Raw genomic sequence first — 19,483 nt, 5'->3', positions numbered from 1 at the left:
GTGTTATTTTTTTCATGCCTTATTCGCTTTCTTATCAATAGGATAGGCTATCCTTTACGAAACGAGCTCTTCCTTCCACAAACTCCCCTTTGTATCTCTCGAAAAACGCAAGATCTAAACGATGGTTTAGACTAGTCGTTTTCTAACGGTAGTCTGCTATCAGAAAATAGCTAAGTGCTTAATTAACACTATTATTAATATTAAATTCTAAATTATGAACAGAAAGATTTCTACATTGTTAACGGCGGGTCTGCTCGTGGCAGGGTCGCTGTGCGGTAGTGCCTTCGCTCAAAACTCTATTCAAAGTTTATTGGGCTTGGGTAGTGCTGTTACGGAACTGAAATCCGGAGCTTATGTGATGACGGATGCCAACGGTTTAGCGTATGGTTTTACTTCTGTAAGCGAGGATGGTGTATTACAAGAAGGTATTCTTGATTATAAAGCTACTTCTATTGCGGATGACAAGAAAGATGATGTAAAGCAGTATATCTGGAAAGTTACCGTAACAGAGAATTTGGGCGCTTATTCGTACAAATTTGAGAATGTAGCCACAGGTAAGACTCTACGTGTCAACACGACTGCTGGTTCAGAGGCCGTAGAATTGAATAGTGCGGCTTCTGGAAATGTGATTAAAGATGTTTTTGCATTTGGAGCTACTCAAATCGGAACAACAGGTAAATATACTGCAAGCGAGAAGGCTCTATTCGCTTATAACGGGAATAAGAGTGATGTATTCCAGTTAAAATGGAGTGCTGGTGGCTCTTTAATTTCAACTACGGCTTCGTCTTTTGATTTATCTTTCTATGCGGTAGAATCAGAGGAATTAGGGGCTGTGGGAGCTGATGAGTTGAATGATTTGTATAACACGGCAGGTTTCTCTTTCGTCTCAAAAAGATTGGACTCCGATCAGACTAGCGAGCCTAATGGTAATCTATTCAATGAGAAAAGAATCGTTGCCCGTTATGTGCCTTCTGACTTGAGAGTGGACGCTACTTCTTATCCTTCCTATTCAGGAAGTACGGCTGATTTGAAGATTCCCGCTGGTATGTACTTCTTTACAGAGAATGCACCTGATAAGGATGATTGTAGCGGAGTTAATGCTGTTTCTAGCGGTTATAAAGCTTGGATGGACGCAACTGTCTTGGTTTTAAGCTCAACCGAAACAGTGGAAGGTACAAATGCGGGACGTGCGTCTGGTGATGGATTCATGTTGGTAGAGAAAAAGATCAGCGAGTTGAATTTGTATCAAGGAACTTCTTCCAACTGGAAAGCCGCTGGCGATGAGATCTCCATAAACAACGCTAACTTCCGTGTACAGAAGAGTTATTCCGAGGGCTATCCGTATGAGTTGAACGTGGATCGATTCCGTTACCGCAAACAAGCGAGCAAAGCGGATCAAGCAGATGCCAAGGTGAAGTTGCATATCTTGAAGCACAATGACAACTACTATTTGGCCACTACTTCTACTTTGACGGATGCTAGCAATAACCCAATTAACTACTTTATATTCAAGCAAGGTGCTGCCGGGATGAAGAGCGGTATTGAGTTGTTGAATACAGAGGCGAAGGTTTCTGCTTATACAATCCGTGTCTTAGATGGTAAGGGTGTCGATAAGAAAGACATCAAGAGCGTATATGGAAAGTATTTGACGAATGCTGTTAAGAGAGGTTCGTTCCAATTTGTTGCGAAAGCTAAGGTTCTTTCTCAATTGGAAACTCCGGCTTATCAATGGGCTATTTCCAGTGTAGACGATACATATAAAGTGACATTCACGAACCGTGAGACCGGCGAGTATTTCCAAGCTAGCTTGTTCCCGAAAACTGATTTAGGCGAGAATGTTTACGAATTGGCTACAGATAACAAAACAGTTACCGCTATCTACGTAAATGAGAACACATATCGTGAGGCAGAGGGCGATGATGCTGATATGCAACAGCTAATCGTGGAATTGACTCCGGCAGAAGTTGATCCATACGCTGGTTTCTTGAACGTGGACAATGAGACTTTGGTGACGATGGCTTTTGCTCGTGATAACAACGAGACTTCTAATAAGTGGTATGTGGCAGCTACCGAAAATAATTTGCCTTTAGCAACTTCAGAGTATATATTGAATAAGAATGATAAGTTCGCAAATGAGGTATCTGGCGCCGCTCAATGGCAATTGGTGAAAGAGGATAACAAACGTACGATCATCGAGCGTAGCTTTGTTTATAACAAGGATGGACGTGTGACTGTACAAGCTAGAGGTGATAAGGCTTATGCCTATGTTTATCGATTGCAGTATATCAATGATGGCATTGAAACCGAGGAATACTTCCCGGCAGGAAGTTCTAACGTGTCTGCCCAAGAGGAATTAGTTGACGAAAATAACACTACACGTTTTGTGATTAAGCAAGCTGCTGATGGTTCTGTTTATTTGATTAAGGTGACAAGCACAAGCTCAAATATCGCTTCTATTTTAAATGCGAATACGACGTCTGTAGTAGACGCTACTTATAAGGCTTCTATCGACGAATGTCAATATACTACTCCGTCTTCTGTTTATGCATGGCCTATCGCTACAACTCCGAGTGGTCAACAAGATTGGTTATTGAATACTTACTTGATTGTTGAGGCTCCGGAAATCAGCTATCCCGCTGAGGAAGGACATATTTCCCTGATAAGCGAGATGAACAACTATATCTCCATGAACGAGGATCGTGATGGTATCGTTGTAAACGAGAATCAATATTCTTTCTACTTACAGGTAACAGATAAGGATGCGGTAGTTCCTTCTTTCTATATCTCTAACAAAGGTACGGTTGAGGATGGTAACAGACTGTTCTTATTCAATCCGAAAGACTCTGTAAACTACTATGTGGCAGACGGTACATACGACAGAAAGTATCAATGGAACGAGGATGACACGAAGGCTGTCTTCAAGCCGGCCACTCTTTGGGAAAGTAAGGATACTTTGACTACGATCGTTAAAGGTAACAAGGTTGCCGTGGCTAAAGAGGCTGATGATGAGGGTGTATTAGGAGGCTTGGACAACTTCAAGGTTCAGATCATCCAGTGTGAGGACGACGAGAACGCTTATCGTATCCGTTCTGTAGCTGATAAGGGTTCTTATTTATATGGTGTCAACGATAAATTGTCTTGGAGCGGTAACAAGAAAAACGCTATGCGTTTCACTATCGCTGCTGGTGATCCTACTTCCAATGAGTCTATCGCTGATGCTGCCGAAGGCATCAAGGTTATCGCAGGCAACGGTACGATCGAGATCCAAGGTGCGGCTGGCAAGATGGTTTCTGTAACGAACGTTCTTGGCAAGTCTATCGCTAACACGGTTCTTACTTCCGATAACGCTACGATCGCTGCTCCGGCAGGTATCGTTGTGGTGTCTGTAGAAGGCGAGGAAGCTGTTAAGGCAGTCGTTAAATAAGAATAATGACGATAAATAACATAAATCGAAAATCATTCCTGCGGGAGTTGTAGTGATTCAAGTACCCCGTGAGGGCGAATAGGCGGGAATGGATTAATATTAATACTAAAGTAATAAATTAAAGTTCATCCACCGTTGCCTCCGTGAGGAGGGAAGGTGGGAAAAAAATAGCCTCGGTCGTTTCTGCGATCGGGGCTAACTTTTGAGCGGCCCTTTCATGAGTTGTTCTTTTTATGTAGCTTTCCTGTATGTTTCAGTAGGATAAATGTAGATGTTATTGAAAAATGTATATCTTTGCTTGCTATTAGAAGGAAAAGCAAATGAGGAAGTTTATGAGAAAGATCGGATTGTTGTTGATTGCCGTGATGATGATTTTACCGGCGATGGCTCAGGTTTCTTTCGGCGTACGTGCCGGAGGCGCTTATTCTTCGTTGATCCAGAAAGTGGAGGATACGTATGAGGCGGGAGCCCGCTTCGGTTTCAGCATAGCGGGTTTGGCGGATATTCCTTTGAGTAAGAATAAAAAATGGTCGCTTCGTCCTGAGGTGGCGTTCGTAAACCAAGGTGGCGCTTATTATTCGAATCAGGATATACATGGGATGGCGCTTCATAATAAATGTTGGTATTACTCTTTGCAGATTCCCGTGAATGTGGCTTATACGTTTACCTTCACGGACGTTCATCTGTCCGTATTCGCCGGTCCTACCTTTGATTGGTCCTTGTTTGGCAAGATGAAGAGCCGAGAGACCAATCCGGATCTCCATTTCGGCGTATCCGAGGAGAAGGATTTGAAACCTTGCGATTTTGGCATGAACGTCGGCCTATCGGTAGAATATAGTAACTTTTTCTTTTCCGTAAGCTCCCTATGCGGCATGATAGACCGCCGTGCCTTGAAGCGTGACGGCGAGACTTCCGTTTATCAAAATAACGTGACATTCTCTTTGGGGTATTACTTCCGTAAGTGATGAGTATCTTCATAATAACTTGAAAAATAATTAGATTTGTTTGGTATTTCGGATAAAACCCGTACCTTTGCAAGCCGATTATTATCAAATTGTACTAAGAGTTTAGTTCTTAGCACGTTGTTGCATCATGTGTCCGTTGTGACAATGTTGGTAAGGCTAGTTTTTTGAGTTATTAATTAATTTAATTTTTAAGCAGTGGATACTTTAAGTTTTAAGACCATTTCTGCAAACAAGGCAACTGTAAACAAAGAGTGGGTCATTGTTGATGCTGAAGGCCAGACGTTAGGTCGCCTTTGCGCTAAAGTAGCGAAGCTTTTGCGCGGTAAGTACAAACCCAATTTCACTCCGCACGTTGACTGTGGTGATAATGTAATCATCATCAATGCAGACAAAGTCGTTCTGACTGGTAACAAGTGGAACGATCGTATTTATTTGAGATATACCGGATATCCCGGTGGACAGATCGAGTATACTCCGGCTGATCTTTTGAAGAAAGGTGGTGACCGTCTGTTCCGTAAAGTAGTAAAAGGTATGTTGCCTAAGAACCGTCTGGGTGCAAAGTTGTTGAACAACATGTACGTTTATGAGGGAACTGAGCACAAGCACGAGGCTCAACAACCTAAGTTAATCGATATAAACTCATATAAATAATCACGATGGAAGTAGTAAATGCAATAGGAAGACGTAAAGCGGCAGTCGCTCGCGTATTCGTTAGCGAAGGTACGGGAAAGATCACGATCAACAAACGTGAGCTGGAAAAATACTTTCCTTCTTCAATCCTTCAGTTTATCGTAAAGCAGCCGTTAGCAAAGTTGAACGTCGCTGAGCAATATGATATTAAGATCAACCTTGACGGTGGTGGTTTCAAAGGTCAGTCTGAGGCTGCCCGTTTGGCTATCTCTCGTGCGTTGATAAAGATTAATCCGGAAGATAAGGCTGTCTTGAGAGCGGAAGGATTCGTAACTCGCGATCCTCGTGCTGTTGAGCGTAAGAAACCGGGTCGTCCGAAAGCTCGTAAGAGATTCCAGTTCAGTAAACGTTAATGTTATTTGTGAGTCCCTTACAAGTAAAGCGAAGCGTTTAGTATCTAAATTATCGGGATTCTTTTTACATGTGGACATGCGGAAAGACTACCTGATGGTTGAAATTAAACAAAGAAAGTAAACGATTTAAGAAAAAAACAATGTCAAGAGTAAATTTTGATCAATTATTAGAGGCTGGTGTACACTTCGGACACTTAAAAAGAAAGTGGAATCCCGCTATGGCTCCTTATATCTTCATGGAGCGCAATGGTATTCATATCATTGACCTTTATAAAACAGTTGCTAAAGTAGACGAAGCCGCTGAAGTTATGAAGAACTTGGCTAAACAAGGCAAGAAAGTTCTTTTCGTGGCTACCAAAAAACAAGCTAAACAAGTTGTCGCTGATAAGGCTGCTTCCGTAGGTATGCCTTACGTTATCGAGCGCTGGCCGGGTGGTATGTTGACCAACTTCCCGACGATCCGTAAAGCTATCAAGAAGATGGCTACTATCGATAAGATGACAAAAGATGGTACATTTGATAATCTTTCTAAGAGAGAAAAACTTCAAATCACTCGCCAACGCGCTAAGTTGGAGAAGACTTTAGGTTCTATCGTAGACCTTACTCGTCTTCCGTCAGCGTTGTTCGTTGTAGACGTGATGAAAGAGCATATCGCTGTTCGCGAGGCTAACCGTTTGGGTATCCCTGTATTCGGTATGGTTGATACGAACTCTAATCCGAACAATATCGACTACGTTATCCCGGCTAACGATGACGCTACAAAGTCTGTAGAGGTTATCTTGGGCGCTATCTGCGAGGCTATGAACGAAGGCTTGCAAGAGCGTAAGGCTGAGAAAATTGACGCAGAGGCTGCTGAGGAAGCTCCGAAAAGAGAGCGTAAGGCAAAAGCTGCTGTTAAGAAAGAACGTACGAAGAAAGAAGACGACGATGCGTTGAACGCTAACGTTGCCGGTAAGTTCGCAAAAGACGAAGAATAATTCGATTGACAATTGACGTTGACAATTGACAATTAGAATACAAATACAATGGGCAGTTGGCTTTTGACAGGATTTGTCAATTGGCAACTGTCCATTGTCAATTTTTGAAAGTATAAACATTTTAAAGATAAAGGAAATAAGATTATGGCTGTAACAATGGCTGATATTACCAAGCTGCGCAAAATGAGTGGAGCTGGTATGATGGACTGTAAGAAGGCTTTGACAGAGTCTGACGGTGACATCGAGAAAGCAATGGAAATTATCCGTAAAAAAGGACAGGCTATCGCCGCTAAACGTTCTGATCGTGAGGCTGCCGAGGGTTGTGTGTTGGCTAAGAAGGATGGCGAGTTCGCCGCTATCATCGCTTTGAAGTGCGAAACGGACTTCGTGGCTAAGAATGAGGACTTCGTGGCTTTGACTCAAGCTATCTTGGACGCTGCCGTGGCTAACAAATGCCGTACTTTGGACGAGGTGAAAGCTTTGCCTATGGGCAAGGGTACTATCCAAGAAGCTGTTACGGATCGTAGTGGTATCACTGGCGAGAAAATGGAGTTGGATGGCTACTGCGTAGTTGAAGGTGCTTACACTACTGTATACAACCATATGGGTAAGAACCAACTTTGTACGATCGCCGCTTTCAACAAGGAGTCTGAGGAAGCCGCTCACAATATTGTTATGCAGATCGCCGCTATGAACCCGATCGCTATCGATGAGGCTGGTGTTCCTGAGTCTGTAAAAGAGAAAGAGATCCAGGTTGCTATCGAGAAGACGAAGGCTGAGCAGGTACAGAAGGCTGTAGAGGCTGCATTGAAGAAGGCTGGTATCAATCCTTCACATGTAGACAGCGAGGCTCACATGGAAAGTAACATGGATAAGGGCTGGATTACGGCAGAGGATGTAGCTAAGGCTAAAGAAATCATCGCTACTGTTTCTGCTGAGAAGGCTGCTAACTTGCCTCAACAGATGATCGAGAATATCGCTAAGGGTCGTCTGGGCAAGTTCTTGAAAGAGGTTTGCTTGTTGAACCAAGAAGACATTATGGATGGCAAGAAGACTGTAAGAGAGACAATGAAGGAGATCGATCCTGAGTTACAAATCTTGGCGTTCAAACGTTTCACTTTGCGTGCTGAGTAATTGCGGTAACATATTTGATATAAAGAAAAAGGCGATACAACCCAATGTATCGCCTTTTTTATGAAGTATAGCTTACTTGCCCATAGAAGATATACTTACTTGTCCAATGCAGTATATCTTACTTTGCCAAGTAAGTATATCTGTTTAATTTTTTCTTATTTCAATGCGGCCAACGCATCCTTAATACGTTTGATCGCCTCTGCGATATTCTCATCGCTGGTAGCGTAACTCATGCGGATACACTCGGGTGCCCCGAAAGAGGTACCACCTACGCAAGCTACGTGCGCTACTTCTAAGAGATACATAGCTAAGTCATCAGCGTTGTTGATTACACGGGTTCCATCTGTCTTGCCGTAATAATAACTACATTTGGGGAATAAGTAGAAGGCGCCTTCCGGCTTATTCACCTCGAAGCCCGGAACTTCTTTCGCTAAATTAACGATTAAGTCACGACGACGTTCGAAGGCCTTACGCATTTCCTCAACGGGTTCTTGTGAGCCTGTATAAGCCGCTTCCGCCGCTTTTTGAGATACGGAGCAAGGGCCAGAGGTATATTGTCCTTGTAATTTATTAACCGCTTTCACGATCCATTCCGGTCCGGCGATGAAACCGATACGCCAGCCAGTCATCGCATACGCTTTGGAAACGCCGTTTACGATAACCGTACGGTCTTTCATTCCTTCGATAGAAGCGATGCTGTTGTGTTTACCAATATAGTTAATATGTTCGTAGATCTCATCCGCTATAACGATGATATCCGGATGTTTTTTCAATACTTCCGCTAAACCTGCCAATTCCTCGGCGCTGTAAACAGAACCCGTCGGGTTGGAGGGGGAGCAAAGGATTAACGCTTTTGTCTTAGGCGTAATAGCGGCTTCCAGCTGAGCTGGAGTGATCTTGAAATCTTGCTCGATACCAGCCGGAACGATAACGGGAGTTCCTTCCGCTAACTTCACCATCTCCGGATAGCTTACCCAGAAAGGGGCAGGGATGATAACCTCGTCCCCCGGATTTACCAATACCATGACCGTGTTACAAACGGATTGTTTGGCACCGTTTGCACAAGAGATCTGGCCTGCTGTATATTCCAGTCCATTCTCGTTCTTCAATTTGGCAACGATAGCATTACGTAATGCCGGATAACCCGCTACGGGAGAATAACGTGAGAAATTATCGTCAATCGCCTTCTTCGCGGCTTCTTTAATGAAGTCGGGAGTATTGAAATCGGGTTCTCCCACACTTAAGTTGATAACATCGATACCTTGAGCTTTCAACTCACCGCTCTTTTGTGACATCGCCAATGTTGCTGAAGGCGATAAACTCGCTAAACGATCTGAGACTTGTGTCATGACATTGCTTTTTGTATAGGTTGTTTTATTATTATGCGACAAAAGTAATCAATAATCGGAATTCTTGCAACGTTCTGATAACTATTTAATGTTATGCAGCACATGCCCCATACGTTCTTTCTTCGTTTTCATGTAGAATTCGTTGTATGGATTTGGTTTCACCTCGATAGGAACGTTCTCTACTACCTCAAGTCCGTATGCTTCCAGACCTACGCGTTTTACCGGATTATTGCTCATCAGGCGCATTTTCGTTACGCCGATATGACGTAAGATCTGTGCTCCGACACCATAATCTCGCTCATCCGCTTGATGGCCTAAATGCAAGTTCGCGTCCACCGTATCCAAACCATCCTCTTGGAGCTTGTATGCTTTCATCTTCTCCATCAATCCGATGCCTCGTCCTTCTTGGTTCAGGTAAACGATAACCCCTTTACCTTCTTGGTCGATGCGGCGCATAGCCTCGTGCAGTTGCTCTCCGCACTCGCAACGCATGGAACCGAAGATATCACCTGTAGCGCAAGATGAGTGCACGCGTACTAAGATAGGCTCGTCTTTTTCGAATTTACCCTTTATCAAAGCGATATGTTCTAATCCATTGCTTTTCTGGCGGAAAGGAATGAGACGGAAATGTCCGTACTCGGTAGGGAGATCTACCTCTACGCCGTTCTCTACGATCGATTCGGTCCGGAGGCGATAAGCGATCAGGTCCTTGATGCAAATAATCTTGATATCGAATTTCTTGGCTACCTCAATTAATTGCGGCAGACGTGCCATGGTTCCATCCTCGTTGATGATCTCGATCAAGGCTCCGGCGGGATATAAACCGGCTAACCGGGCCAAATCCACGGCAGCCTCTGTATGACCCGCACGGCGAAGTACGCCACGGGAGCGGGCACGGAGCGGATTGATATGTCCGGGACGTCCCAGATCGGATGGCTTGGTCTTTGGATCAGCCAGCGCCAAGATCGTTTCCGCACGGTCGTACATGGAAACGCCGGTCGTACATTTCCCTCCTAATTTATCTACTGTTATCGTGAAAGGAGTTCCTAGTAAAGAGGTGTTATTGGCAACTTGCATATCCAGCTCCAACTCTTGGCAACGTTCTTCCGTGATCGGGGCGCATAATACACCTCGTCCGTTTTTCAACATGAAGTTGATTTTTTCCGGGGTTACTTTCTCGGCCGCGATGATAAAGTCTCCTTCATTCTCCCGGTCCTCGTCGTCTACAACGATTAAGAACTTTCCTTCACGGAAATCCTCGATAGCTTCTTCGATGGTGTTTAATTGAATCTCGCTCATATTTATTGATTATTTATATCCGAGTTATTTTTTTAGCAAATGTAATGAATATATCATATTGATCAGCTCCTTACTGGTCTTTTGTACCATAACGATATCATGCCGTAGCAATTTACGTTGGTACGTAGCCAATAGGTAGATCGGCAATCCCAGTGGGAAGAAAATACCGATAGCCAAAGCAAGTTTCCCGTTTATATGCTTGCTTAGCTTATTATTGTAACCTCCGATGACCGGGTAGTCCATCAATTTATTCAAGAGCAAATTCTGGTCGGAATTACTTAATTCCTCCACGATATTTTCCGTGTCTTGAGCTAACAGTTCCGCTGTGTTATCTTTTCCTCCTTGTTTCCAAAATGTCAGATAATTGATCCAACGTTTATGGTTTGTCAGATAAGTCGTACTTTCTTCCACCAATTTCTCCAGTTGGGGGAGGGTGGCCTCATAATCGGGGGTGTATATGATCACCTCTTTCCGTTCCACTTTTCGCCCTTCACGCTTACCTATTAAGTTCTTCAAGGCATTCACGTAAGTGTCGGCATTCAAGATAACAGAATCTTTTACCGCTTTATAGGTTAGGAATATACCCATAGGTGTTAGGACCACGGAGCTAAGCCACATACCTTCCCATGCGTCCCAAACGCCGTCGCGTGCCATCTTGAAGCCCATATTATCTATAATATAATAGAAGATAAACAAGATTACCGAGATAACGACCGGCACGCCCAACCCTCCTTTACGGATGATGGCTCCTAAGGGCGCTCCGATAAAGAAGAACATGATGCAAGCGAACGATACCGTGAATTTCTTATGCCATTCCGTCAAGTGGCGGCGTACCTTATAGGCCTCGTCGCCAACCGTGGCCGCGCGGAAATAATAGTCGGTCTTGATATTCTCGATCGAGGATTTGGCCCGACCTAATAAGGCGGCTTGGCTACTCGCTGCTTGCGCTAGGTAAAGACTGTCGAAATCCAACTGGATGGTAGGAGTGATTACCGGCAATTTTTCCTGCTGCTCGTCTGGTTGCCCCTCGGCTTCACTCTCTTTTTTAGCCCGTAAGGACTTTAGTGTTTTTACGTATGAGGCATCGTAAATGCTTTTTGCGTTCACGTCCTTGATGCTATCCAAGCGTACGCCCATCGAATCGATAGAGGTTTGTAAATCCTTCAAGTTTTTTCCCATATATTGGTTCTGCATGAAAGATTCGTCGGTACGGTTGAAATTCGCGTCGAATTCAATCAAGATATCTTTGCTGCTGAATGATTCTCGTCGATAGGGGACGGCGGTTCTCGCTTGCGTCGTGTTGGCTTGGCTTTTACCTACGTTCTCGAAAGATTCTCCGTTAAATAAAGATAGGACAAGGAATAATTTATCGGCGGATGTCTTTAGCCGTCCGGAGTCCGCTACGATTACACGGGCGTTATTGAATCCTTCCGAATAATCATAGATCATCACGTCTTTTAATAAACCGTCCTTCGGGTCCTTTTTCTTCACATATACGTTGAATCCGGGAATATCTTTGTAGAATGAACCTTCCGGAATATCCAATTCCGGTGATTTCTGGCGCATGGAATATAATAATGTATATAGCTTGACTTGGACAACGGGCATTACGTTGTTTTGGAAGAAAAAGGCGCCCACGCTCACGAATAGGAGCGTTACGATCAAAGGACGCATGATATGTATCAATGATACCCCGGCAGACTTCATGGCCAGTAATTCCAGACGTTCCCCTAAATTTCCAAAAGTCATTAATGAGGCTAATAGAATAGCCAAGGGAAGTGCCATCGGGACAAGAAACAAGGCCGCATACATAAACATCTCCGCTAATACAGGGATACCAAGGCCTTTTCCCACCATATCGTCGATGTATCGCCAAAGAAATTGCATCAATACAATAAACAGACAAATACCGAATGTCATAAGAAACAACGGCAGGAATGTCTGCAGCATAAATGTATATAATCGTTTTATTCTCAACATTGCCTAATCTGGTTGAAGTGGCAAAAGTAGTGTAAAAAACGATAACACCCCACAGATTTCTGTAAAACTACTCTAAATACCAAGCGTTCGCTTCAAATCTTCCACTTGCGAGTCCCATAAATTAATGGAATCTTTTTTCTCCCCGGGTTCGGAGAAATCCGTAATCTCAAGTGCCGTAGAACCTGTTAATTCGATCGTGTGGATTATAAATTCGAAATAAGCGTTCTCATCTTCCTCGTCTACCCAGCGGTAACGGATAAAGTTCTCCGGCTTGGAGTCGATCACTGTTGCCTCTTGGGCCTCTTTACTCCATTTAAAGGTATAGAGATTATCATTTATAATGACCTCGTCGGCGAACCAAGCGGAAAGTCCCAAAGCGGTGGTTAGGTGATTCCACAGGCTTCGTCGTGAAACTTTATCGAAAATGTATTCGATATGAAACTTCTCTTTCTTCATTGTTCTTATCCTTATATTTGCCGCAAGATACGTAAAAGATTTGAAAACGACTAATTTTAATGATGAAAAAAGTATCTAATAACTAACTGTTTAGGTGGAGACCTTAAAAATTAAGCGAATTTTTTTATTGAAAATGTTGTGTAATTCAAAAATAACCCCTACTTTTGCACCGTCAATAAGAGAAACAGTGACAATAAAATGATGGCGAGATAGCTCAGCTGGTTAGAGCGCATGATTCATAATCATGAGGTCCCCGGTTCAATCCCGGGTCTCGCTACCTAGAAAAGGAGGTCGATTTTTCGATCTCCTTTTTTTATGTCCTTTTTTCTTTTGCTATCAGATGGTCTTTTGGGAGGATAAAAAAAACTGAACAATCTTTCTCGTAAACGATCTTGATTGTTCAGGCAAAATAATTATGTAACCTCGCGGTTATGTTAATTAGGTTTGCCTACATCATAATTTAAGGGTAATTATATATGTAAGCAGGGTCATAGGGTAAAATTTCGCAAATTGCTTTGCTTGATTTATAAATACAAAGATATGTATGTCTAAATGTTTTGAGTGATGGTATTTGTCTCAATAGGAGAATGTATTTCTATCATATAGATAACGCACGCCTCGGAAATCATCTGAAGCGTGCGTTTAGCATATAAAATTTAAATCTAGTTACCCTTGTTTATGTAGTGACCCTGCTGTGATTTTTATATGCTTACCCTAATGTCTGTTGCGAATATATTCATAATATTCATAGGTTGTATCTTTATTTGATCGGTATTTATATCAGCTTAGTGTGTAAAACTATCAACAGGTGGAGTGAACCTTGTGATGAAGCGGGTTTTCGTTAGTGTTTAAATAAAGTTAAGACGGTGTTCGTGTCAATATCATGGGTATTCCTATCACGGAGAATGCGGTTTTTGAGAGAAAAACAGCGCACGCCCGAAATTCTCTAATCTCGTGACGTGCGCCAAAGCATATAAAAATTGAGGGTATCTTAATTCATTGTTATATGTTGGATAACGGTTGCCCAGTCAGCAATTGTAATATTAGCCGAAACTTCTCCGGAGTACTTGAAAGTGATCTCGGTGCGTTTTCCGGGGGTTGCAGCGAATAATTCTCCATTTTTGTCTTTTTCGCTAGAAAAAATAAGATTGCCGTCCTTGTAAAGCTCTACCGTTATATTTTGAGCCGGAAAAATGGCTTGGGTTTCTGTTGTCAAATTACCTTTTTCGTCAAAAGAAGCGGGGAAAGCGAATTCAACCTCTTCTCCTGTTGGGTTGCCATTGTAGTCCAATGAGCTTTTTGTATTTTTAATTCGATATTCAAAATTTCCGGCATTACTCCCTAGATACTTGATCAGTCCTTTTGTTGAAAGCTGGAAAATTGAAGTTTTGCGAATGATTTGTAATTCGTTTGATACGGTGGATTTTGTTGAAGAGTTCTTATGAAGCGTAACTTGTCCATAGAACAAATCGCTCGGAATATTAGCTATGCCGTTATTCTCTTTTAGGCTGACTTGCAAATCGGATATAATATTGGCTTTGCTCATGTTTGAAATCTCTTCGTTTCCAGAATTGATTCCACTCCATGCGATCACGGTTATGTCATTACTGTTCGGACAGTTAATGTCTATAGCCCGGCGAGATAAAATTGTAGATTTGTTTACATTAATCTGCTCGAAGAAATCGTTGTTTTGATCGAAGACAAATAATGTAGCTCCATTCACCTCTCCCTTGGTCGTAATGTCGTTACCATCTGAATTCATTGCTTTTAATACCACGGAGAATGGTACTTCGGCTTGTTCAATAACCTCACTTGTTGTTGCTACTACGTCATTTGAATCATCCGTGCAAGCGGAGAATGACAAAACTGTTAAAATAACAGAAACCGCAAATACGCAATTTGCGAAAAAATTACCCCTTTTCATGACCCTACTTTTTATATGCTTTACCCTTAATCTAAGTGACTTGGTTTTTTTGACCGCCCCTCAACGGTCTTTCCTTATCACTACATCGCAAATGTATGTATAAAAATCATAGGTTGTATCTTTTGTGATGGGTATTTTTATCAAAAAAGTGGGTAAAACTATCATTATACCTCTATATTCCTCTGTTGATGCATGTTTCGGATGATGATTAAATAATGTTAATGGGTTTATTCCTGTCAATTTGAGTGGTAAATATATCATCGCTGGTCCTTATTGATAGCCTTGCCTCTGTTGTGTGATAGGAATGCAGTTGCTGTTAACGTCTATTAAAACGACAGTAAAAAACGTTCGTTTAAATCTTGCGTTTTCATGTGCATAAATTATGAAGTCTCATTGATAATCATGTTATTTTTTTATTATTTTTATCCAACTGAATAACTGAAATTTAAATAAAATTTTTGACCTTTGTAAGGCTGCAAAAAAGTTGAAGATAAAAACGCAAGATTTAAACGAACGTTTTTTACTGGCGTTTTATATAAATAACATCTTAATAATCAATGATATGAGATCAAAAGGTTTTAAAGCGAAATTTATGATGGCATTTTGGGGCTTGTTCGTTGAAGCTCATTATATTGCTGCGAACAATGATACAATGGAGGGCTCTCAAGGAATTCTACCTTTTATCATTTTACTGATAGTGTCCATATGTGTAATAGCTTTTTTGAGTTATTATATGTATAGGTTGAAGAAAGAGAATATTGCCAAAGGTGGTGAGCTTATGGCGAGAAACGATGAGCTTCTTCGGTCTGTCGATGCGTTAAGCGTAAAAAATCGGGAGATCCAACAAATGTTGGTCAATAAAATCCGTGAGACTGATAATTGGAATAGGGATAATGAGGTAGAACGGGAGGATTTGAAAAAGCGCCTTGAGGAAATGGAAAAGCTCCATAATTCGTTTTTTGTTGAAACGATTCATGAAATGCGTACTCCACTATCGCTTGTGCTTGGTTCGTTGAGTGAGTTGTTGCAACGTAAAAATGATATTGACTCTAGTGAAGCGACTCAATTATTGTCTGCTTACCGTAATACTTTGGCTCTTCAAGACCTTATCGAGCAATTGCGAAATACCCGTCATGGAGATGACGTGGCAAACCATCTTCGGATAGCTCGTTATGACATGATCAGTATAACAAAGCAGATTTGTGATTTATTCGTGGACTGGATAGCCATGAATAATGTGGAATTTCATATTAATACCCAAACCTCTGTTCTTTGGGTCTGGATAGATCGTCGGAAGATGGAGTTTGCCTTGCGTGTACTTTTATCTAATGCGTTAAAAAATACCTACCGCTTTGGAAAGATCTCGATCAATATTTCCGTGGTACGCTCGAATGGTAAGGCTTATTGTTCTTTCTCTATCCAAGATGATGGGTTAGGAGAAAGCGAAAGTACCCGTTTGGGTTTGAAACAGATCGTGGATATGACAGAATCCTCCGGCGCTATTTTCGAAGGAATTTCATCGGAGGACGAGACGGGAACCCAATATACGATATTGATTCCATTGGGGAGAAGCCATTATATGGAACGTGCCGTGGAATTCATCGAGCCAGATGGTGATCTGGTAAAGCTGAATGAGATGCAGAAGGAGGAGATCGCCGAGTTGATCCAAGTTGTTCCGAAAAAGAAAGAGACCGGGAAGAAAATGTTGGTGATTGATGACAGTGATCAGATCCGTTGGTTCCTGCGTCATGTTTTTGCCAGTGAGTATCATGTTTCGGAAGCTCATAATGGCCAGGAGGGTGTAGAGATCGCGCGAGTTGAACGGCCGGATTTTATTTTATGTGACGTGATGATGCCCGTTAAAGATGGGCTTGCTACCTGTCGTGAAATCAAAGGCATCCCAGAATTAGCGCAAGTGCCGGTTGTCTTGCTAACCGCAAAGGTAGAGAGTGAGGATGTTATAGCCGGCATTGAATGTGGCGCCGATGATTATATAACCAAGCCATTCGATGTAGAGGTGTTACGAAGTAAGGTAAACAGTTTATTGAAACGTAGGGATGAGATGAGACGTTTCTATACGTCGAATTCTGTAGGTGCGCATCCCGAGGGAGAGAAAACGGTAAAGAAAGATGATTCCCCTTCCAATCTTTTTATGGATGCGGTTATCTCAACGATCGAGAAACATTTGGATGACCCTAGTTTTGAGGCGAAGATTTTGGCGGATTCTTTAAACATGAGTCTCCCTACATTATATAGAAAGATAAAACTCTACTCGGATAGTAGTATATTGGAGCTTACCCGTATGGTACGTTTGAAGAAAGCCGCCGAGCTGATCAGTATGCAGCGATACTCTATCCAAGAGGTTTCGGAAATGGTCGGCTTCAACGATACCGCCACTTTCCGTAAGCGTTTTACGGAACAATACGGCGTCACTCCTTCACAGTATCTGCCGGGTAAGAATTAATCGTTTTGCCATTTCCCGAATAATCGTCGGGGAATGGCAAAATTTTTTATTTGTTTTTTGAAACGATATTTTTCAACCTCTTTTTGATAGCCTTACAACGGTGCTAATCAGCCCGAAAATATCCCGAATGAAAATTTATAGTTTTACCTCTTATTTATGAAAGTAACACCTATTTACTTTTTTTTATCGTCCAAATACCTTTGCAATGTCATTAACGAACAACAGATTGGTCATGGGGAAGATTTGAACAAAGAGTTCTTGTTATGTGACTGAAAACTTAAAAAGCAATTGAGAAAGAAAGGTTTATATAAAAGATTTATTAACTCATAAAATTATATGTATATGAAACTTAGAAATTTATTATTCGGGACAATGATCGCTTGCGCGTTTGCGGCGTGTTCAAACGAGGATGATCCTATCGTAGGACCGGATCAACCGCAAACAGGGGAAAATAACGCAACACTGACTATTTCTGTGAAAAATGTGGCTAGAAGTTTGACTAAAGCTGCAGCGGAGGGGACACAGACTGAAAATGAAGCTAAAATTACAAACTTAACAGTTGCTCTTTATGATGCTGAAACTGGAGCGCTTGTCGCTTCAACCTCTGATATTGCCAATGAGGATGCTGCTGCGGATAATGATGAGGTTCAATTTGCCGGACTGACAGAAGGTGCGCAATTACGTGCTATCGCATTTGCTAATATGCCTGAAATCTCACTGGCTGGTACAACAATTGACAACTTTGTATCTCCTGTATATACGATGCCAGCTGCCGGATTCGCAGAAAACTATTTACCAATGAGTAGTGGTTTGTCTGATCCATTCACTTTACAAGCAGGTAAAAACTATTATGGATATACTAAAACAGCGGGAGAAGGTGAACATATTCTTGTAGCAGATCCCTTGTACTTGATAAGAAATGTAGCGCGCATTGATTTTACGGGACTTAGCTTAGACATGACTAGAGCTGCAAAAGATGTATACGTTGAAGGAATTGCGACGATTGTACCAGAATGTGTATTCATCATGCATGGGCGGACGAAGTCCAATGCAGCAGATATGGGTAATGGCAATAGCTGGTGGAATGTCGTTAGCAATACCGTATGGGGTAATGTGTCCGCAACTTATGCTGCTAATGCTACAGATTATGCTTCAGGTTATAGAGGAGATTTCGTGAATGATGACGCTATGTTTACGAATATGAGAGGTTCTATTATTGAAGGATACAAGGCCAGTTTACCAGCCACCGCATTGGTACAGAATATCGCAACTGAAGATGGTGTGTCTGCGACTATCACAATCGCCCCTAAATTCTATGTGTTCGAAAATCCCCAAGTTAAGGCTGCTCGTGAAATGAATGGTGCTGAAAATTTCAAACCAGAGGATCTTGCAACTGAAATTGTAGTTAAAGGTACTTATAAGCTCGAAAATGCTAAAAAGAGCGGAAGTGATGCAGTATACAACTATGCGGAGAAAACAGCATATTGGCCTATTAAAATTGCTGCGACGAATGAAATGGCAGCAGCTACGGCTGAGTATTTAAAGGATGGAAAGATCCATCGTAATATAATTTACAGTATTGACGCAACTTTAGCCGGTAGAGGATATGATGATCCTACTGTTCCTCCAACAGACTTTGTTGAGTTGTTTGTTAAGACAAAGGTTCTTGATTGGGGCAACGCAAATCAATCTTCAGTTGTCGAATAATATCTATTTTCTGAATAACAACCAAAAGGCATTCCTTTTACCGGGAGTGCCTTTTTTGCATATATAATTCTGGTTATAAATTGATTCGGAGACTACAAAATTTACTATCCTTTCCTTATGATAGCGATCCCATATGTCTTGAACCTAAGAGCCGGAATATTATTTCATGAGAACATCTACAATATCTACAATTCAACCTCATACTTATTGTAAATAAATATGTTATATAGTGGTTGCAGATGGAATAACATCTACAATTTTCATTCTGCATCTACCATGTTTTAATGGGAAACGCAAAAAAAATCACTTCTCAAGCTTGCGGACTCGTATATTTAGTATTTGACGATTTCATAAGAGACAGACAAAGGGATTAAAGCCAATAAGAGTTTCAATAGGTGAAGTTAGTGGTTTCATACTGAAGAAACTTTTATTTCATACTGAAGAAACAAAAGTTTCTCTATAGCAAAACTTTTGTTTTTCTATGCAAAAACTATTATTTATTGAAATACAGAATGTTATACATTATTTATCGTTAGTAGTAATTGTTCGTGCTAATCTTTCCGGTAACCTAATGATGGTAGATCGAAGTTTGTAGTGGTAGATGTTCACTATCTACCACCATAAGATAAATTATTTACAATCAAAAGATTACATAAATAATGGTAGATATGGTAGATGATTTAGATTATTTACACATAGAACGATGTCTGGTGCGTGTCCGGGGAGAACAACTTCTTAAACATAAATCTTTTAACTTTCTA

General features: G+C 41.7%; 13 protein-coding genes and 1 tRNA gene. 9 read left to right on the top strand and 5 right to left on the bottom strand.

What is annotated here, in order from left to right; translation table 11 throughout:
- Positions 1-214 precede the first annotated feature (214 nt).
- The 6 genes from QVP94_RS09720 (at position 215) to tsf (ending at position 7,543) form a co-directional block, all read left to right on the top strand.
- Positions 215-3,424 (top strand): DUF6383 domain-containing protein, encoded by a 3,210-nt coding sequence (locus QVP94_RS09720; RefSeq protein ID WP_022192489.1) that lies wholly within the window; start codon positions 215-217, stop codon positions 3,422-3,424.
- A 332-nt stretch (positions 3,425-3,756) separates the two neighbouring features.
- Positions 3,757-4,389: a porin family protein gene (locus QVP94_RS09715; RefSeq protein ID WP_005859488.1), complete on the top strand. Its 633-nt coding sequence runs from the start codon at positions 3,757-3,759 to the stop codon at positions 4,387-4,389.
- Between the two features lie 195 nt (positions 4,390-4,584).
- Positions 4,585-5,040, top strand: a complete 456-nt coding sequence (gene rplM, locus QVP94_RS09710; RefSeq protein ID WP_005859486.1) for a 50S ribosomal protein L13 — start codon at positions 4,585-4,587, stop codon at positions 5,038-5,040.
- A gap of 5 nt (positions 5,041-5,045) precedes the next feature.
- Entirely contained in the window at positions 5,046-5,432 is a 387-nt protein-coding gene (gene rpsI, locus QVP94_RS09705) for a 30S ribosomal protein S9 (protein ID WP_005859484.1), read from the top strand.
- A gap of 140 nt (positions 5,433-5,572) precedes the next feature.
- Positions 5,573-6,409, top strand: a complete 837-nt coding sequence (rpsB, locus tag QVP94_RS09700) for a 30S ribosomal protein S2 (protein WP_005859482.1) — start codon at positions 5,573-5,575, stop codon at positions 6,407-6,409.
- Positions 6,410-6,553: 144 nt separating this feature from the next.
- Positions 6,554-7,543, top strand: a complete 990-nt coding sequence (gene tsf / locus QVP94_RS09695) for a translation elongation factor Ts (protein WP_005859480.1) — start codon at positions 6,554-6,556, stop codon at positions 7,541-7,543.
- A gap of 155 nt (positions 7,544-7,698) precedes the next feature.
- Here tsf and QVP94_RS09690 read toward each other — a convergent pair whose 3' ends face one another.
- The 4 genes from QVP94_RS09690 to QVP94_RS09675 form a co-directional block, all read right to left on the bottom strand.
- A complete protein-coding gene (locus tag QVP94_RS09690; protein ID WP_005859478.1) occupies positions 7,699-8,892 on the bottom strand; it encodes a pyridoxal phosphate-dependent aminotransferase in 1,194 nt (397 codons plus the stop codon).
- Positions 8,893-8,973: 81 nt separating this feature from the next.
- Positions 8,974-10,191 carry a bifunctional 3,4-dihydroxy-2-butanone-4-phosphate synthase/GTP cyclohydrolase II gene (locus QVP94_RS09685; RefSeq protein WP_005859476.1) on the bottom strand — a complete coding sequence of 406 codons (1,218 nt, stop codon included), beginning with the start codon at positions 10,189-10,191 and terminating at the stop codon, positions 8,974-8,976.
- Between the two features lie 24 nt (positions 10,192-10,215).
- Positions 10,216-12,141 (bottom strand): LptF/LptG family permease, encoded by a 1,926-nt coding sequence (locus QVP94_RS09680; protein WP_005859474.1) that lies wholly within the window; start codon positions 12,139-12,141, stop codon positions 10,216-10,218.
- Positions 12,142-12,243: 102 nt separating this feature from the next.
- Positions 12,244-12,627: an START-like domain-containing protein gene (locus QVP94_RS09675; RefSeq protein WP_005859472.1), complete on the bottom strand. Its 384-nt coding sequence runs from the start codon at positions 12,625-12,627 to the stop codon at positions 12,244-12,246.
- Positions 12,628-12,830: 203 nt separating this feature from the next.
- On the opposite strand from QVP94_RS09675, the gene QVP94_RS09670 reads away from it, so the two are divergent.
- Positions 12,831-12,904: transfer RNA gene (locus tag QVP94_RS09670), tRNA-Met, on the top strand.
- Between the two features lie 714 nt (positions 12,905-13,618).
- On the opposite strand, the gene QVP94_RS09665 is transcribed toward QVP94_RS09670, so the two are convergent.
- Complete coding sequence (locus QVP94_RS09665; protein ID WP_005859470.1) at positions 13,619-14,551, bottom strand: FimB/Mfa2 family fimbrial subunit; 933 nt, start codon at positions 14,549-14,551, stop codon at positions 13,619-13,621.
- Between the two features lie 562 nt (positions 14,552-15,113).
- Here QVP94_RS09665 and QVP94_RS09660 point away from each other — a divergent pair.
- Positions 15,114-17,015 carry a hybrid sensor histidine kinase/response regulator transcription factor gene (locus QVP94_RS09660; RefSeq protein WP_011967341.1) on the top strand — a complete coding sequence of 634 codons (1,902 nt, stop codon included), beginning with the start codon at positions 15,114-15,116 and terminating at the stop codon, positions 17,013-17,015.
- Between the two features lie 342 nt (positions 17,016-17,357).
- Complete coding sequence (locus QVP94_RS09655; RefSeq protein WP_022192488.1) at positions 17,358-18,722, top strand: fimbrial protein; 1,365 nt, start codon at positions 17,358-17,360, stop codon at positions 18,720-18,722.
- The last annotated feature ends 761 nt before the right edge of the window (positions 18,723-19,483 follow it).

Source organism: Parabacteroides sp. CAG:2, from assembly GCF_000436315.1.
Classification (GTDB): domain Bacteria; phylum Bacteroidota; class Bacteroidia; order Bacteroidales; family Tannerellaceae; genus Parabacteroides; species Parabacteroides distasonis.
Note: the sequence above shows the minus strand (reverse complement) of the source record. Positions and strands in the feature narration are given on the sequence as shown.

Excerpts from the sequence above, each read along its gene's own strand:
- rpsI (WP_005859484.1), top strand. The coding sequence starts at position 5,046 with ATGGAAGTAGTAAATGCAATAGGAAGACGTAAAGCGGCAGTCGCTCGC.
- QVP94_RS09715 (WP_005859488.1), top strand. The coding sequence starts at position 3,757 with ATGAGAAAGATCGGATTGTTGTTGATTGCCGTGATGATGATTTTACCG.
- tsf (WP_005859480.1), top strand. The coding sequence starts at position 6,554 with ATGGCTGTAACAATGGCTGATATTACCAAGCTGCGCAAAATGAGTGGA.
- QVP94_RS09660 (WP_011967341.1), top strand. The coding sequence starts at position 15,114 with ATGAGATCAAAAGGTTTTAAAGCGAAATTTATGATGGCATTTTGGGGC.
- QVP94_RS09665 (WP_005859470.1), bottom strand. The coding sequence starts at position 14,551 with ATGAAAAGGGGTAATTTTTTCGCAAATTGCGTATTTGCGGTTTCTGTT.
- QVP94_RS09675 (WP_005859472.1), bottom strand. The coding sequence starts at position 12,627 with ATGAAGAAAGAGAAGTTTCATATCGAATACATTTTCGATAAAGTTTCA.
- QVP94_RS09655 (WP_022192488.1), top strand. The coding sequence starts at position 17,358 with ATGAAACTTAGAAATTTATTATTCGGGACAATGATCGCTTGCGCGTTT.
- QVP94_RS09720 (WP_022192489.1), top strand. The coding sequence starts at position 215 with ATGAACAGAAAGATTTCTACATTGTTAACGGCGGGTCTGCTCGTGGCA.
- QVP94_RS09685 (WP_005859476.1), bottom strand. The coding sequence starts at position 10,191 with ATGAGCGAGATTCAATTAAACACCATCGAAGAAGCTATCGAGGATTTC.
- rpsB (WP_005859482.1), top strand. The coding sequence starts at position 5,573 with ATGTCAAGAGTAAATTTTGATCAATTATTAGAGGCTGGTGTACACTTC.
- QVP94_RS09690 (WP_005859478.1), bottom strand. The coding sequence starts at position 8,892 with ATGACACAAGTCTCAGATCGTTTAGCGAGTTTATCGCCTTCAGCAACA.
- QVP94_RS09680 (WP_005859474.1), bottom strand. The coding sequence starts at position 12,141 with ATGCTGCAGACATTCCTGCCGTTGTTTCTTATGACATTCGGTATTTGT.